At 69.9% G+C, this 16481-nt stretch carries 13 protein-coding genes; 3 read left to right on the top strand and 10 right to left on the bottom strand.

Annotated elements, in window-relative coordinates; all coding sequences use genetic code 11:
• Positions 1 to 41 precede the first annotated feature (41 nt).
• Entirely contained in the window at positions 42 to 4268 is a 4227-nt protein-coding gene (gene hrpA / locus ACFULV_RS10890; RefSeq protein ID WP_378655430.1) for an ATP-dependent RNA helicase HrpA, read from the top strand.
• Between the two features lie 33 nt (positions 4269 to 4301).
• Here hrpA and nrdR read toward each other — a convergent pair whose 3' ends face one another.
• The 3 genes from nrdR to ACFULV_RS10875 form a co-directional block, all read right to left on the bottom strand.
• Positions 4302 to 4766, bottom strand: coding sequence for a transcriptional regulator NrdR (gene nrdR / locus ACFULV_RS10885; protein ID WP_378626625.1), 465 nt, complete (start codon positions 4764 to 4766; stop codon positions 4302 to 4304).
• A 57-nt stretch (positions 4767 to 4823) separates the two neighbouring features.
• On the bottom strand, positions 4824 to 6050 hold the full coding sequence (locus tag ACFULV_RS10880; protein ID WP_378655427.1) for a hypothetical protein: 1227 nt from the start codon (positions 6048 to 6050) through the stop codon (positions 4824 to 4826).
• 161 nt (positions 6051 to 6211) lie between these two features.
• Positions 6212 to 6916, bottom strand: coding sequence for a hypothetical protein (locus tag ACFULV_RS10875; RefSeq protein ID WP_378655425.1), 705 nt, complete (start codon positions 6914 to 6916; stop codon positions 6212 to 6214).
• A 306-nt stretch (positions 6917 to 7222) separates the two neighbouring features.
• On the opposite strand from ACFULV_RS10875, the gene lexA reads away from it, so the two are divergent.
• Complete coding sequence (gene lexA, locus ACFULV_RS10870; RefSeq protein ID WP_266295581.1) at positions 7223 to 7861, top strand: transcriptional repressor LexA; 639 nt, start codon at positions 7223 to 7225, stop codon at positions 7859 to 7861.
• Here lexA and ACFULV_RS10865 read toward each other — a convergent pair.
• The 7 genes from ACFULV_RS10865 to ACFULV_RS10835 all read right to left on the bottom strand — a co-directional run bounded on the left by ACFULV_RS10865 (position 7858) and on the right by ACFULV_RS10835 (position 14797).
• A complete protein-coding gene (locus tag ACFULV_RS10865) occupies positions 7858 to 8604 on the bottom strand; it encodes a pirin family protein (RefSeq protein ID WP_378655423.1) in 747 nt (248 codons plus the stop codon). The genes lexA and ACFULV_RS10865 overlap by 4 nt on opposite strands.
• Before the next feature lie 128 nt (positions 8605 to 8732).
• Positions 8733 to 9596, bottom strand: coding sequence for a lysophospholipid acyltransferase family protein (locus tag ACFULV_RS10860; RefSeq protein WP_378655421.1), 864 nt, complete (start codon positions 9594 to 9596; stop codon positions 8733 to 8735).
• Between the two features lie 127 nt (positions 9597 to 9723).
• Positions 9724 to 11157: a GTPase HflX gene (hflX, locus tag ACFULV_RS10855; protein ID WP_378628273.1), complete on the bottom strand. Its 1434-nt coding sequence runs from the start codon at positions 11155 to 11157 to the stop codon at positions 9724 to 9726.
• 172 nt (positions 11158 to 11329) lie between these two features.
• Positions 11330 to 12211, bottom strand: coding sequence for a diaminopimelate epimerase (gene dapF / locus ACFULV_RS10850; RefSeq protein ID WP_378628272.1), 882 nt, complete (start codon positions 12209 to 12211; stop codon positions 11330 to 11332).
• Between the two features lie 44 nt (positions 12212 to 12255).
• A complete protein-coding gene (locus ACFULV_RS10845; protein ID WP_378626618.1) occupies positions 12256 to 13092 on the bottom strand; it encodes a TrmH family RNA methyltransferase in 837 nt (278 codons plus the stop codon).
• Positions 13089 to 14027, bottom strand: a complete 939-nt coding sequence (gene miaA, locus ACFULV_RS10840; RefSeq protein WP_378655418.1) for a tRNA (adenosine(37)-N6)-dimethylallyltransferase MiaA — start codon at positions 14025 to 14027, stop codon at positions 13089 to 13091. The genes ACFULV_RS10845 and miaA overlap by 4 nt, the downstream gene beginning before the upstream one ends.
• Positions 14024 to 14797 (bottom strand): hypothetical protein, encoded by a 774-nt coding sequence (locus ACFULV_RS10835; RefSeq protein ID WP_378655416.1) that lies wholly within the window; start codon positions 14795 to 14797, stop codon positions 14024 to 14026. The genes miaA and ACFULV_RS10835 overlap by 4 nt, the downstream gene beginning before the upstream one ends.
• Before the next feature lie 263 nt (positions 14798 to 15060).
• Between ACFULV_RS10835 and ACFULV_RS10830 the strand changes: the two genes are divergently transcribed.
• Complete coding sequence (locus ACFULV_RS10830; protein WP_378655413.1) at positions 15061 to 16440, top strand: DUF349 domain-containing protein; 1380 nt, start codon at positions 15061 to 15063, stop codon at positions 16438 to 16440.
• Positions 16441 to 16481 lie beyond the last annotated feature (41 nt).

Genomic DNA, 16481 nt, shown 5'->3' with positions numbered 1-16481 from the left:
GGGGAAAACCGGTGGCGGGCTTCGCTAGGCTGGTAGGCGCAATGACCAGGACAGCTAGCACCGGAACCCGCGCGCTGCGCACCCGCCTGGCGGAGGTCTCGCTGCGCGACGAACATCGGCTCCGGCGCAAGCTCGACCGTGCGCGCCCCGACGACCTGCCCGCCGTCGAGGCCGAGATCGCCACCGCCGAGACCCGCGTGGCCAATCGCCGCGCGGCGCTTCCGCAGATCACCTACCCCGAACAACTGCCGGTTTCCGCGCGCCGCGACGACATCGCCGCGGCCATCGCCGCCAACCAGGTCGTGATCGTGGCCGGTGAGACGGGCTCGGGCAAGACCACCCAGATCCCGAAGATCTGCCTCGAACTCGGTCGCGGAATCCGCGGCACCATCGGTCACACCCAGCCGCGCAGGCTCGCCGCCCGCACCGTGGCCGAACGCATCGCCGAGGAACTGGGCACCGAACTCGGCGACGTGGTCGGCTACACCGTCCGCTTCACCGATCAGGCCTCCGATCGCACCCTGGTCAAACTCATGACCGACGGCATCCTGCTCGCCGAGATCCAGCGCGACCGGATGCTGCGCCGCTACGACACGATCATCATCGACGAGGCCCACGAACGCAGCCTCAATATCGACTTCCTGCTCGGGTATCTGAAGCAGTTACTGCCGCAGCGGCCCGATCTCAAGGTGATCATCACCTCGGCGACGATCGATCCCGAACTGTTCGCCCGCCATTTCGCCGACGCGCACGGCACGCCCGCGCCGATCGTCGAAGTGTCGGGCAGGTCCTATCCGGTGGAATTGCGGTATCGGCCGCTGTCGCTGGAACTGCCCGGATCCGACGACGACGAGGACACCCGGGTCGTCGATCGCGACCCCACCGACGCCATCGCCGACGGGGTCGTCGAACTGTTCGCCGAGGGCGACGGTGATGTGCTGGTGTTCCTGTCGGGCGAACGCGAGATCCGCGACACCGCCGATGCTTTGCGCGACCTGAAACTCCCCCGCACCGAGATCGTGCCGCTGTACGCGCGACTGTCGGCCGCCGAGCAGCACAAGGTGTTCGCCCCGCACACCGGTCGCCGGGTGGTGCTGGCCACCAATGTCGCCGAGACCTCGCTGACCGTGCCCGGTATCCGCTACGTGATCGACCCCGGCACCGCGCGCATCTCGCGCTATTCGATGCGGACGAAGGTGCAGCGCCTGCCGATCGAAGAGGTCTCGCAGGCCTCGGCGCGGCAGCGATCGGGTCGCTGTGGGCGCGTGGCGGACGGTATCTGTATCCGGCTGTATTCCGAGGACGATTTCGAGGCGCGGCCCGCGTTCACCGAGCCGGAGATCCTGCGCACCAACCTCGCCGCGGTCATCCTGCAGATGACGGCGCTGGGTCTGGGCGATATCGAGAGTTTCCCGTTCGTGGAGGCCCCCGACCGCCGGGCCATCCGCGACGGTATCGCCCTGCTCGAAGAGCTGGGCGCGCTGGCGCACGGCAGCACGAAATCTGTTGACGGCGAAGCTGATTCGGGTAAACATCTCACGCTCACGCCGATCGGGCGGGAGATGGCGCAGCTGCCGGTGGATCCTCGGATGGCGCGCATGCTCGTCGAGGCCCAGCGCAACGGGTGCCTCGACGAGGTACTGATCATCGTCGCGGCGCTGTCGATCCAGGATGTGCGCGAACGGCCCGTCGAGCACCAGCAGGCGGCCGACACCCAGCACGCGCGCTTCGTCGTCGAGGGCTCGGACTTCCTGGCCTACCTGCGGCTGTGGGACTACCTCACCGAGCAGCGGAAGTCGCTGTCGTCCAACCAGTTCCGGCGGATGTGCCGCGACGAGTTCCTGCACTACCTGCGCATCAGGGAGTGGCAGGACCTGCACGGTCAGTTGCGCACCATCGCCCGCGGGATGGGCTGGAACGACGCGGGCGCGAGCCGGGGACAGGCGGACGCCCTCACCACCGTGGACGGCGCCGTCGGCGCAGGGGGCAATCGCGGACGGCGTGGCCGCGGACGCGGGAACTCCCCCCGCGCGGTGGCGGAGCCGACCGCCGGAGCGAACACCACCTCCGGCCGGGCCGAGACCAAGGGCACAGACCCACGCCGGGCAGGTGGACGGTCTCGACGCGGTGGTGAGGCAGCGACAGGTGGGCAGCACCCAGCAGCCGCCACACCCGTTGGCGGGTCCTCGGATTCGGCAGACGACCATGCGATGCCGTGGCCGAGCGCACAGATCCATCAGTCGCTGCTGGCGGGCATGCTCTCGCATATCGGCGTGCGTGAGGCGGAATCGCGCGAGTTCCTCGGGGCCCGCAATGCGAAGTTCATGATCTTCCCCGGGTCGTCGCTGGCCAAGAAGGCGCCGCGCTGGGTGATGGCGGCCGAACTGGTGGAGACCTCGCGGCTGTGGGGGCGGATCGCGGCGAAGGTGGAGCCGGAGTGGGCCGAACGGCTCGCCGGTGATCTGGTGAAACGCACCTACTCCGAACCGCATTGGTCGGCCAAGCGTGGATCGGCGCGTGCCTACGAGCGGGCGACGCTGTACGGGGTACCGCTGGTGACCGGGCGCCCGGTCGACTTCGGGCGCATCGACCCGGAGCTGTCGCGCGAGCTGTTCCTGCGCCATGCGCTGGTACAGGGCGAATGGCAGACGCGGCACGGGTTCTTCGCCCGCAATCGCGCCCTGATCGACGATGTGGCCGACCTCGAGCATCGGGCACGGCGCCGCGACATCCTCGTCGACGACGAAGTGCTGTTCGAGTTCTACGACAAGCGCATCCCCGCCGATATCGTGTCGGTGCGCCATTTCGACAGCTGGTGGCGCAAGACCGAGCGCGATGACCCCGCGCTGCTGGACTTCTCGACCGACACCGTGGTCAATGCCGGTGTCGCCACCCTGGACCCGACCGACTTCCCCGACGCCTGGCGCCAGGGTGAACTCAGCTTCCCGCTGACCTACCAGTTCGAGCCTGGCCAGGACGACGACGGCGTCACCGCGCGGATCCCGGTGGAACAGCTCGCGCACGTGCGGGCGGTCGGCTTCGACTGGCTGGTGCCCGGCATGCGTGAGGAACTGGCTGCCGCGTTCATCAAAACGCTGCCGAAAACGTTGCGCCGCGCGGTCGTTCCCGCGCCGGACTTCGCGTCGGCGGCCCTGCGGGGGCTGACTCCGCGCGCCGAGCCGCTGCGCACCGGGCTCGCACGGGAGCTGTCCCGGCTGGGTGCGGTCACCATCACCACCGACGACCTCTCCCCCACCGCACTGCCCGATCACCTGCGGATGACGTTCGCCGCAGTCGATCAGAGCGGCAAGGTACTGGCCAAGAACAAGAGCCTGCAACAGCTCAAAGCGGCACTGGCCGATCAGGTTTCGGCATCGGTCGCGCGGGCGACCGCCGGCGCCGAACGCGCGCCGGCGACAGTGTGGACCTCCGAGTCGCTCGGTTCGGTCGCGCCGACCGTGAGCCGCGAAGTCGCCGGCCAGACCGTGACCGGGTACCCGGCACTCGTGCCCGAGGGCGAGGGCGTCGCGGTGCGTGTCCTGAGCTCGCCCGGCGAACAGGCGGCCGCGATGCGAGCGGGTGTGCGCACCCTGCTGCTCACCGCGATCCCCACCTCGACGCGGGCCGTCACCGCCGGACTGCCCGCCCGCGATCGGCTGGCACTGAGTCAGAACCCCGACGGTTCCCTGGACAAGCTGGTCGAGGACTGCCGGATCGCCGCCGCCGACGAACTGATCGCCAAGGCAGGCGGCCCGGTGCGCTCGCCGGAGGAGTTCGACAAGCTGGTGGCCGCCGTCCGCCCGCAACTGTCCACGGCGGTCGTCGCGCTGATCCGTACCGTCGTGCCCGTACTGGCCGCTGCCCAGCAGGCGCGTGCCGCACTGGCCGACACCCTCGAATCCGATATCGCCGACGACGTGCGTCAGCAGCTCGACGACCTGCTGTTCCCCGGCTTCGTCGCCGAATGGGGCCGGGTGCGGCTACGCGAACTCCCGCGCTACCTCCTCGCGGCGGCCCAGCGCCTGGAATCACTTCCGGGTTCGGCGGTGCGCGACCGGCAGGCGATGGTCGAGGTGGACCGGATGCTCGCCGCCTACGACAAGCTCGTCGGCGCGCTGCCCCCGGCGCGCAAGAACGCCCGCGACGTCACCGAGATCTGGTGGATGATCGAGGAATTGCGAGTCAGCCTGTTCGCCCAGAAGCTGGGTACGCCGTATCCGGTGTCGGCCAAGCGCATCGAGAAGGCGATCAGCTCGATCCGGCGCTGAGACATCCGCCGCCGAGGCGGCGCCGGGCGTGGATCAGTCGGTCGCGGCGACCGCGCGAGCAGCCCGCATCTCGGTGATCTCGCGTTCGAAATCGGCTGCGCTGGTGAAGGATCGGTACACCGAGGCGAAGCGCAGGTAGGCCACCTCGTCGAGGTCACGCAGGGGGCCGAGGATGGCGAGGCCGACCTCGTGGCTCGGCACTTCGGGAGATCCCTTGGCGCGCACCGCGTCTTCGACCTGCTGGGCGAGCAGGTTCAGGGCGTCGTCATCGACTTCACGACCCTGGCAGGCCCGGCGCACACCGACGATGACCTTCTCGCGACTGAACGGCTCGGTGACGCCACTGCGCTTGACCACCGACAGGATCGCGGTCTCGACGGTGGTGAATCGACGCGCGCAGCTCGGGCAGGAACGACGGCGGCGGATCGCGGTGCCCTCCTCGACTTCCCGCGAGTCGACGACGCGCGAGTCGGGGTGTCGGCAATACGGGCAATGCATCCGAGGGTTCCTTCGTCGATGCGCATTTCTATTCCATGGCTCTTGACAGGATACCGGTCAGGATGGCACAACCTGCCACTGCGTGGCCAGGTCCGCGATGATGTCGGGTAGCCGGGCGAGCATCCGGCCCCGGTCGAGCTTGACGGTGAACGGTTCGCGATACACCGTCACCGCGCGTGCCGCGTCGGTCGCGAGGTCGAGATGGCGCGGCAGCAGATCGGCGGTGATGTAGTCCCAGCGGGTCTCCCGGTCGGCCCAGTTGAACGCGGGCAGTGGCGTCCGCAGACCCATCGGCCGCCCCGCGGCGATCGGCGACCACACCGTGACCGGGGCGTACACGCCGGGAGGGCGGGTGCCGGGGACGGCGGGCTTGCCCGCGACCGTGGTGACGTAGGTGAGCACCCGGCCCATTCCGGCACGACCGCGTGCTGTCACATCCCACTGGTCGGCGATGATCTGGTTCTGTTCCCGATCGGCCATCGCGACCAGCGCGTCGCCGCGACCCGCTTCGGTGCCGCCGTCGATCCCGGTCCAGGCCACCCGCATGCCGTCGTCGAGCAGGCCGGCCGCGGACATCTCCTCGATGCCCGCAATCCTGTCGGCGAGATAGGCCTCGTGCATCGGGACCAGATCGATGAAGATGTGCTTCTGCATGATCATCAGCCGGGTCTGGTACCAGGCGAGGTCGGCGGCGGTCAGCCGGGGGCCGAGGGCGGCCAGGCCGCTGATATCGGCCGGGACGCCGGTGAGCAATTCGGGCGGGGTGGCACGCAACAGGTCGGCGACAGCGTTGCCGAGTTCGTGGATTCCGCCCACGGACACACCGGCGGCGACGTCACCGACGTCGAAGAAGCCGGCGGCGAAGGACGCGCCCGCGATGCCCGCCATGCCCGCCCAGTAGAGATCGGAGCGGGTGGCGGCGAGGCGGAAGTAGTTCACGTACACCTGGCTGAAGGTGGCGGAATTGGCCGCGACGCCACGCTCGGGCGCCCAGGCTTCGAGGTCGATCCCGGCGTTGTCGGTGGCGACGACGAGCCAGTACTGGTGCAGCAGTGTCGCGTACCGCGCCGGGTCGATGCCGTCCTCGCGCGCCTGGGCCAGTGCGTCCCGCAGGGGTTGCTGCGCCGAGGGCAGCGCCGGGTGCAGCCCGCCACCGTATTCGCCCACACCGTTGAGCGCGGGGAGGTCGAGATACTCGGTGTAGGCGGGTACCGCGTGCGCGGCGGGTGCCAGTAGGGCACCGAGCACCACACCGAGCAGTAGAGCGATCGAGCAGCGGCGCACCGAGACCTCACATCCGGGTTCGACCGGGGCCCCCGCCCCGATTCAGGATGCTCGTCACCGTAGCAACGTGTTCTAGTTTCAGGGTGTGATTCGTCGATACAGATGATCTCGCACACTGCCGGAACCCGCTCCGAAAATGCTTCCGCGCAGCGATTTTCGACTCATCGCCCCGGCTCGGACCGCGCTCCGGACCCGAACCCGGCCTGCTCCGAGATTCCGGGCGTCGTCGAGTCGACGTGGTCGGCGAAACTACCCGCGCGCACGTGGGCGAGCCCGAGAAAGGCGACGACGATCAGCGCGGTCACCAGCGCCGTCACGGCGAGCGCGGCGAACCCGGCCTTGGCCTGCTCGACTCGATCCAGCGGATGGATGCCCCGCGCGCGGCCGGTACGCACGGGACCGCGGGCATAGAGCGAGAGGTCGCTGTGCGGCGCGCGGTGCCGCGGGCCGCGATCCGCCGCCGGCGGGCGAACGACCTCACGGGAACGGCGCGCCGGCGCGCTGCGGGGCACGGTGGCGAAGGCGAGGTCGAGTTCGGCGTCGGTGAGGTCGATCCGCCGGGGGACGCGGACGATGTCGGCGGGTTCGGCCGCGGGCAGGCCGTTGGCGGGCGGGCTCAACACGCCGGAGCGGACGATACTGCGTGCCACGCTCGCGGGCGCGACCCGGCGAGGCGAGGCGGAGCCTGCGATGGGAGCGGCCGACGATGCTTCGACGGCCTGGCGTTCGATGCCCGCCGGGCGCGACATCGCCGATCGAACCAAGGCGAAAGGTCGTGGGGCGCGGGCGGACCGGCGCCGGCGGAGCACGGGCTCCGGGGCGGCGATGGGGTCTGTGGAACGCAGGGCGCTGGTTGCTGTGCTCATCGGAAGAACCTCCGGGGTGGTGTGCTCCGCTGCTGCGAGAAAGTACTGGTGAGGCGGCAATGCCTCCCGCTATTCGAACACCTGTGCGACGAACTGATGTTCGATTTCTACCAGATCCCCGCGCCGCTGTCAGCACGAAACGCCCGACATGCTCGAACAGATGTTTGATAGTTCGGCGTGGCACGACTAGCCTCGAGATGGCGAATTCGACAACTGGAAGGGCGGGACACGGTGACCCACACAGACGACACGGGTGACGAAAGCGGCACCGGCACCGTCACATCGGGATCCGGGACGGATCTCACCGTGCGTCAACGCACGGTCCTCGATGTCATCCGCTCCTCGGTGACCGAACGCGGCTACCCGCCCAGCATCCGTGAGATCGGCGACGCGGTCGGCCTCACCTCCACCTCCTCGGTGGCTCATCAACTGCGCGCCCTCGAACGCAAGGGCTACCTACGTCGCGACCCGAACCGGCCGCGCGCGGTGAACGTCCGCGGACTCGACGAGGCGGTCCGCTCGGTCACCACGCTGCCCCAGCAGACCGACGAGGTCGACCCGAGCCGCCCGACCCCGACGTTCGTCCCGGTCCTCGGCCGGATCGCCGCCGGTGGCCCGATCCTGGCCGAGCAGGCCGTGGAAGACGTGTTCCCGCTGCCGCGCGAACTCGTCGGCGAGGGATCACTGTTCCTGCTCAAGGTCGTCGGCCAGTCGATGGTCGACGCGGCCATCTGCGACGGCGACTTCGTGGTGGTGCGTCAGCAGAATGTCGCCGAGGGTGGCGACATCGTGGCGGCGATGATCGACGGCGAGGCCACCGTGAAGACCTTCAAACGCAGCGGTAAGGACGTGTGGCTGATGCCGCACAACCCGCACTTCGAGCCGATCCCCGGCAACGACGCGCAAATCCTGGGCAAGGTCGTCACCGTCATCCGCAAGGTCTAGCGGCGCGCGGTCGCGGTCATCTCCCAGATCAGCAGCTCGGCGGCGGTCACCGCGGTCACGCGGTGGCCGCCGGTCGCTGTCAGGCGAACGGCGTCGCCCTGCTCCAGGGTGCCGTAACCCTCGTAGTCGGCGGTGCCGCGAGCGAGGAAGACGTGACCGTAGGGCGCATCGGGGACCGTGACGGCCTGGCCGGGGTCCAGCCGCGCGACGTGGAAGGCGGCGTGACGGTTGCCGATGCCGATCGCCGCCTCGCCGCGATGGCGCGCCATACCGGATGCCACCGGCACCAGGGCGTTGCGGGCGAGGTCACCCTCGATATCGAGTTCCTGGTAGCTCGGGGCGACGCCCGTCGCGTCCGGCGGGATCCACATCTGCACGACGTGCAGGCGCTCCTTCTCGCGGTAGCCCGCCCCGTTGCGCTCAGAATGCAGGATGCCCGCGCCCGCGCTCATCCGCTGCGCGAGGCCGGGGCGGATCAAGCCCGAGTGTCCGGTCGAATCCTGGTGCACCACGGTGCCTTCCAGCACCCAGGTGAGGATCTCGGTGTCGCGGTGCTGATGGGTGTCGAAGCCCTCGCCCGGGTCGACGATGTCCTCGTTGTGCACGAGCAGCAGCCCGTGCGCGTAGTCCTCGAGCACGAAGTTGCCGGTGGCCGGGAACGATTGGCGCGAGTCGAGCCATTCGTTGCGCCAGCGCCTGCGGTCGGCGCCGGGCACGACCTGGACCTGTTCTGTCACGATCATCGCCACCCTCTCGTTATCCGGACCTTGGTCCGCATAACTGGGGTAACCAGATCGGCACCGCGGGCATTCCACACCCCCTTGAGCGCATCTGCCCCGCGGCGCCGATCCAGCCGCTCAGGCGGTCGCGGTCACCAGGGCAATGCGTTGCGCAGGCGGCCGACCAGCGTACGGCCGCTGTCGCGGTCACGCTCGTTGAACAAGAACTGCAGTTCTTCCTCGAGGCCCTTGCGCACCACATCACGCAGATCGGCGGACGCGCCGTCGATATCGTCGGCGTCCATCCACGGCGTGGGGTCGATCGGCGCGCCCGCCGAGAAGTAGAACCGTTCCGGGCGGAGCAGCGGCGTCGGGCCGACGCCCTTGACCAGCGGCGGGCTCAGCTCGGGATTGATCCCGAGCAGGCGGCAGGTCCAGCGCAGCGGCGACATCACCGGGTGCTGACCGTCGAAGACGATGTCGTAGGCGTCGTCGATGCCGATCATCGCCAGCGGCACGATCGGCACCCCCGCCTGGATCGCCATCCGCGCGAAACCGGTACGGCCCTCCCACTTCAGCTCGTACTTCTCGCCGCTGCGGCGGATCGCCTCCCGGCCACCGCCGGGGAACACCACCACCGCCTCCCCGCGCTCGAGCAGCGCCAGGCAGTTCGAGCGGGTACCGCGGACCGCGCCGAAATGATGCAGGAAATCCCGCACGCCGGGCACCATCAGCACATGCTCGGCCAGACCGCGCACCAGCCTGCCGCGCACGCGCAGGATCTCCGGCATGATCAGCGGTGCGTCGATCCCGCCGAGCAGATTGTGGTTGGCCACGATCAGCACCGGCCCTTCGGCCGGAATATTGTCCAGACCGTAGAACTTCGGGCTGGTCCACGCCCGCAGCGGCGCGAGCACCGCTTCGAACGCGCGGATGTCCCATTCGCTCGGCGCCGGGTTCAGCGGCGCTCCATCCGAGAGAACAGGGTCGCCCACCGCAACCCTGTTCTTCGTCACATTTTCCGTACCTTGATGGTCGTTCGACATAACACCCTCCTGCTGTCGATATTCGACCATAGCGTTCGAAAATCCCTGTGTCGCATCGGCATTTGTCCGCAACCGGCGGGCAAATCAGCGAAAAAGATCAGCTGAGCACCGGTTCCGCGGGACCGGAGTGCGCGTACTCGGACAGGGCGGCGGCCAACGCGTGCGGCACGCGCGCGCGAACCCGGGTACCGCCCTCCTCGTGCTCGGCGGTGACGATCCGGCCGTCCGCGTGGATGCGGGCGAGCAGGTCGCCACGGCTGTAGGGCAGCAGCACACTGACGTCGACGTCGAGTCCGCCGAGCACCTCCGAGAGCCGCTCACGCAACTCCTCCACGCCCGCGCCGGTCTGGGCGGAGACGAACGCCGCCTGCGGCAGCATGCCGCGCAACCGGGTGAGCTCGTTCGGGTCGGCGGCGTCGATCTTGTTGACCACCAGCAGTTCCGGCGGCGCGGGCGTGCCCTGCTCCCTGATCACATCGGTGATCACCTCGCGGACCGCCTTGATCTGTTCGAGCGGCAACGGGTCGGCGCCGTCGACGACGTGCAGCAGCAGATCGGCGCCGGTGACCTCTTCCAGGGTCGAGCGGAAGGCCTCGACCAGCTGGGTCGGCAGGTGACGGACGAAACCGACGGTGTCGGTGAACACCATCTCGCGGCCGTCGTCGAGCGCGGCCCGGCGGGTGGTCGGGTCCAGGGTGGCGAACAGCGCGTCCTGCACGAGCAGGCCCGCGCCGGTGAGCGCGTTCATCAGACTGGACTTGCCCGCGTTGGTGTAGCCGACGATCGCGATCGAGGGCACCCCGCTCTCGGTGCGGCGCGCGCGCATGGTGTCACGGGCGGTCTTCATCTCCCGGATCTCGCGGCGCAGTTTGGCCATCCGTTCGCGGATGCGGCGACGATCGGTTTCGATCTTCGTCTCACCGGGACCACGGGTGCCGACGCCACCGCCGGCGCCGCCCGCCCGGCCACCGGCCTGACGAGACATCGACTCACCCCAGCCGCGCAGGCGCGGCAGCATGTACTCCATCTGCGCCAGCGCGACCTGGGCCTTGCCCTCGCGAGAGGTGGCGTGCTGGGCGAAGATGTCGAGGATCAGCGCGGTGCGGTCGATGACCTTCACCTTGACGACCTTCTCCAGCGCGGTGAGCTGCGCGGGCGTGAGTTCACCGTCGCAGATCACCGTGTCGGCGCCGGTGTCGAGAACGACCGTGCGCAGCTCTTCGGCCTTGCCGGAGCCGATGTAGGTGGCCGGGTCGGGCTTGTCGCGACGCTGGATCAGCCCCTCGAGCACCTCCGAGCCCGCCGTCTCGGCGAGCGCGGCCAGTTCCACCATGCTCCCCTCGGCCTGGACCGAACTACCGCTGGTCCAGACACCGACCAGCACCACGCGCTCGAGGCGTAGCTGGCGGTACTCGACCTCGGTGATGTCGGTGAGCTCGGTGGACAGCCCGGCGACGCGTCGCAGCGACGTGCGCTCGTCGAGCTGCATCTCGCCGACGGTCGGATCGGCCGCCCAACCGGGCTGTTTCATGCGGGCCGCGTGGCGGGCCAGCGCATCATCGACGTCACCGCGATCGGCGGCCACGTCGGGATCGGCCGCGGTGGTGTGCTCGGCCGATGTGGATTCTGTGGGTTCTACTGGTTTCGTCATACGTTCTCTATGCTGCCACGTCCGGGTGACAGCGTGCACGCGGTTATCGGTGCTACTGCGCGTCCCACCAGGACTGCGACAGACTTCCCGAGGCCACCAGTACCGAGGGACCGCGCAACCAGGCCCGCCCGTCGGCGATCCCGACACGCACCTGCCCGCCCGGCACACGCACGGTGACCTCGCCGGATTCGGTGCCGATCGACACACCGGCGGCGGTCAGCGCGGCAGCGGCGGCGGCCACGGTCCCGGTGCCACAGGAACGGGTTTCGCCGACGCCGCGTTCGTACACGCGCATGTCGACGGTGTTGTCCGCGTCGAGCGCGGTGAGGATCTCGACGTTCACCCCGTGCGGGAACAGGTCCGGGTCGAAGCCAGGGGAAACGCTCAGGTCGAGTTTGGCGAGCGCGTCGACGGTCAGACTGTCGTCGACGCAGGCCAGATGCGGATTGCCGACATCGATGCCGATGCCGGCCAGTGCCCAGCCCGCCAGGGTCGCGGTGGACGGGCCGAGTTCGCGGACGACGCCCATGTCCACCGTCACCTCACCGTCGGTCCGGCCGGCGGCGTGCACCACGACCGGACGGGCGCCCGCACGGCTGCCGACGACGTACTCGGTGCGCTGTTCGAGCCCGGTGGCATTGAGGTAGTGCGCGAAGACCCGCACTCCGTTGCCGCACATCTCGGCGATCGACCCGTCACCGTTGCGGTAGTCCATGAACCAGTCGTCGGCGCCGACGCCCTCCGGCAGCGCTTCCAGCACACCGGCGGCGAGCAACGCACCGGCCTTCGCCACCCGCAACACGCCGTCGGCGCCGAGGCCACGCTGCCGGTCGCACAGTGCGGCGACGCGGTCGGCCGTCAGGTCGAGGCGCACCTCGAGGTCGGGCAGCACCACGAAGTCGTTCTGGGTGCCGTGGCCCTTGCTGAATTCGATGTCGGACACGTCCGTCATTCTCCTCTGCGCCGTCGACGGTTTCACTACCGGGCGAAGGTACGCCGCTGCCGGGCGATCTCGTAGAGGCTGATCGCCCCCGCCGACGGCGCGCCGAGCGAACTGGCGGTGCCGCCCATCGGGATGGTGACCAGGTCGTCGCACGCGTCGGCCCAGGCTGAGCTCATGCCGGTGGTCTCGTTGCCGACGACCAGGATCGTCGCCTCGGTGAAGTCGTGGTCGTAGATGGTGCCCGGCGCGTGTTCATCGGTGCCGACGATGCGGGTGGGGATGCCGCGCGCCGCCTGGCGGTCCCGGAATTCGAGCACCTGCCCGGGGCCCGCCGCGCGCAGCACCGGCACGGCGAACAGCGAGCCGGTCGAGGCGCGCACGGCCTGCGGGTCGAACTGGTCGGCGCCGTGGCCGGTCACGATCACCCCGGACGCGCCGAACGCATCGGCCGAGCGGATCAGGGTGCCGAGGTTGCCGGGCGAGTTCGGGCGATCGAACACGACGACCACCGGTGCGTCCTCCCCCGGCTCACCGGGGGCGTAGTCGGCGAGGTCAGGGTGTCGCGACACCGCGACCGCCACGATCTCCGGTGCGCTCGCCGCCTTCTCCCCCAACTCCGCCATGAGCTCGGGCACGAGGCCCACCTGCGGCACGTCGGCGGTGTCGAGGATCTCGCGCGCCCAGCTCGACAGCTCGGGGCCACCGAGCCGGTAGAGCATGGTTTCCAGCGGCCAGTCATTGGCCAGCGCCTGCGTGATCGGGCGCACGCCTTGCACGAGGAACCGGCCGTCACGATGACGTTTTGTCCGGTTGTTGAGGTATGCCTGCCACACCTGCACCGAGGCGTTGCGGGTACTCACTCGTCGCGTCACTGCGCTGTCCGTCCTATCGGGTCGGTGTTCGCTGGGGAGAGCAGGGCCAGCGCGGTCGCGGCGAGCTCGGGATCGGCACCGTCTACCCAGGAGACCCTGGGGTCACGGCGGAACCACGACCGCTGCCGTCGCACGTAGCGGCGAGTGCCGATCAGGGTGCGTTCGCGGGCGTGGTCGAGGTCGTATTCGTCGTCGAGGTAGGCCAGCACCTGGGCGTAGCCGATCGCGCGGCGGGCGGTCTGGCCTTCGCGCAGGCCCCGGTCGATCAGTGCGCGGACCTCGTCGACCAGACCGTGTTCGAACATCAGGGCGGTGCGGGTCTCGATGCGGGCATCGAGGGCGGCGGTCTCCCGGTCGACGCCGAGAATCGCGGCGTTCCAGCGCGGGGCGCCGATGGTCGGGGCCGAGGCGGCGAACGGGCGACCGGTCAGCTCGACCACCTCGAGCGCGCGCACCATGCGCCGGCCGTCGGTGGGCAGAATGGTCGCCGCGGCGACCGGGTCGGCCTCTCGCAGCGCCGCGTGCAGCGCCTGCACCCCGCCCTGCTCCAGGAGCGCTTCCCAGCGGGCGCGGACCTCGGGGTCGGTGGCCGGGAAATCCCACTCGTCGAGCAGCGCCTGCACGTACATCATCGAACCGCCGACGATGACCGGGGTCTTTCCGCGCGCCATGATGTCCTCGACGACGGCGCGAGCCGCGCTCTGGTAGGCGGCGACAGTCGCGGTCTCGGTGACGTCGAGCACGTCGAGCAGGTGGTGCGGGATGCCACGCCGCTGGTCGGGCGGCAGTTTCGCGGTGCCGACGTCCATTCCGCGATAGAGCTGCATCGCGTCGATGTTGACGATCTCGCCGCCGAGTTCGGTGGCGAGATCGAGGGCAAGGTCGGATTTCCCGGTGGCGGTGGGGCCGACGACCGCGATCGGTCTGCTCGTCACTCGTCGATCCCTTCCCGTCCACCCGGTTGCCACACGCTCACGTCGTAGCCGACGCCATAGGGTGCGCCCTGGTACAGGGTACGGACCCGCGGATCGGCCGAATCGGCGGCGAACAGACCGCCGAGGACCTGGTAGGCGGCGCGTCCGTCGACGAGCAGCGCCGCACACAGTTCCGGGTCGAGCGCGGCCAAACCGGCCCGCGAACCCGTGCGCAGCGCCGCGTCGAGGTCGTGCTGAACAGCGGTGGCCCGCTCGTCGAGATAGCCGGGCGACTTGACCGTCAACGTCGCGGCACCGTCCGCGACGACGAGCACCGCGCACGGGTCCTGCTCGCTGTCCAGCTCGGCGCGCAACGCGGCGCCCGCCGCGGCGCACTCGGTGGCCGACGTGCCCGCGGCGAACAGCCGGGCCCGCACCGAGATCCGGGGCGCGGCCTGCTCCCGCAACCATCCGGCGACCAGTACCGGAAGGGGAAGCTGAGCGTCTGCTGGACCGGTGTCCTCGCCCGCCGGACCGAGCCCGACGACGACATCGGCGCCGAACCCACGGAAGGTCCCCCGGGTCGCCGAACCGTAGGTCAGGTCATGGCTACCGACCCCGACGACGACCCACCGGCCCGCGGCCTCGGCGAGGGCCGCGGCGGCGTCGAGGGCGGCCGCGCGCAGCACCACGGTCGGATCGTCGGGATCGCTGCCGGACACCGGGACTCGCCCACACAGTTCGGGCACCAGCATCGGCGGCGACGGGACCAGGGCCGCTATCGAGAACACGCGGTAACCGTAGCCGCAGCGCGCACCGGGGCCCACATCCGGCGCGGCGCGGGCGCGCGGCGGTCTGCGAGTGTCCGGCGTAGTGATGCCCGCCGAGATTGCTAGTGTTTTCAGGTGCGACTACCCACGTCGTCCGGGACGAAATCCCAGGAAATCCGCTATTCGATCCTCCGGATCGATGGTTTCCGCGGCTCGAACCGGGTTCAATGGGATGTGCTAGGGCGTAACCAGGCAGCCGTGACGCGCGGCAGGGACGGAGAGCAATGACCGACAGCAACGGAACCGCGAAGCCCACCCCAGGTCCGGCCCCGCGACCGTCCGGTACCCCCAAGCCCGGCGGGAATGCTCCGCGTCCGCCGAAACCCCATGCCGTGAAACCGGCGCCGGGCCCCGATCAACCGCATCCGCACGCCGTGATCGTGCCGAGTGCCACCGACCCGAGCAAGTGGGGCCGGGTCGACGAAGACGGCACCGCGTGGGTGCGGACCGCGGAGGGCGAACGGATCGTCGGCTCCTGGCAGGCGGGCGACGTCGCCGAGGGCTTGGCGCACTTCGGCCGCCGCTTCGACGATCTGGCGACCGAGGTCGCGCTGCTCGAGGCCAGGCTGGCCGCGGGGGCCGACGCCCGCAAGACCAAGGCCGCCGCGCTGGCACTGGCCGAGACGCTGCCGACGGCGGCCGTCATCGGCGATATCGACGGCCTCGCCGCCCGGCTACAGGTCATCACCGAACACTCCGAGGAAGCTGCCGCGCACGCCAAGGAGGAGAAGGACCGCGCCCGCCACGAGCACACCGAGCGCAAGGAAGCCCTCGCCGCCGAGGCCGAGCAGATCGCCGCCGAATCCACCCAGTGGAAGGCCGCGGGCGACCGGCTGCGCGAGATCCTCGACGAGTGGAAGTCGATCCGCGGGGTCGACCGCAAGGTCGACGACGCGCTGTGGAAGCGCTATTCCAAGGCCCGTGAGGCGTTCAACCGCCGGCGCGGCGCCCACTTCGCCGACCTCGACCGCGAACGCGCCACCGCCAAGACGCGCAAGGAAGAGCTGTGCGTGCGCGCCGAGGAGCTGGCCGACTCCACCGACTGGACCGGCACCGCCGCGGTGTTCCGCGACCTGCTCACCGAGTGGAAGGCCGCGGGCCGGGCACCGCGCGAGGCCGACGAGTCGCTGTGGCGACGGTTCAAGAGCGCCCAGGATGTGTTCTTCGCCGCCCGCAACGCGGCGGTCAGCGAGCGCGACGCCGAGTTCGATCACAACGCCGCCGCCAAGCTGGAACTGCTGGCCGCCTACGAGCACATCGACCCGGCCAACGGTGTGGACGCCGCCCGCAACGTGCTGCGCGAGCTGCAGGACAAGTGGGACGCCATCGGCAAGGTCCCCCGCGAGCGCATGCAGGAGCTCGAAGCCAAGCTGCGCGCCATCGAGAAGCGGGTTCGCGACGCGGCCGATCAGCAGTGGCGTCGTTCCGATCCCGAGGCCGTCGCGCGAGCCGCGCAGTTCCGTGAGCGGGTGGCCCAGTTCGAGGAGCAGGCCGCCAAGGCCACCGCGGCGGGCAAGAAGCGCGATGCGGAGAAGGCGCTCGAGCAGGCACAGCAGTGGCGCGAATGGGCCGAAGCAGCAGAGGGCGCGGTCAGCAATCTCTGAGTGAGACAGAAAGAAACCCCCGACCGATCCGGTCGGGGGTT

Source organism: Nocardia sp. NPDC057272, assembly GCF_042668615.1.
GTDB lineage: Bacteria > Actinomycetota > Actinomycetes > Mycobacteriales > Mycobacteriaceae > Nocardia.
Note: the sequence above shows the minus strand (reverse complement) of the source record. Positions and strands in the feature narration are given on the sequence as shown.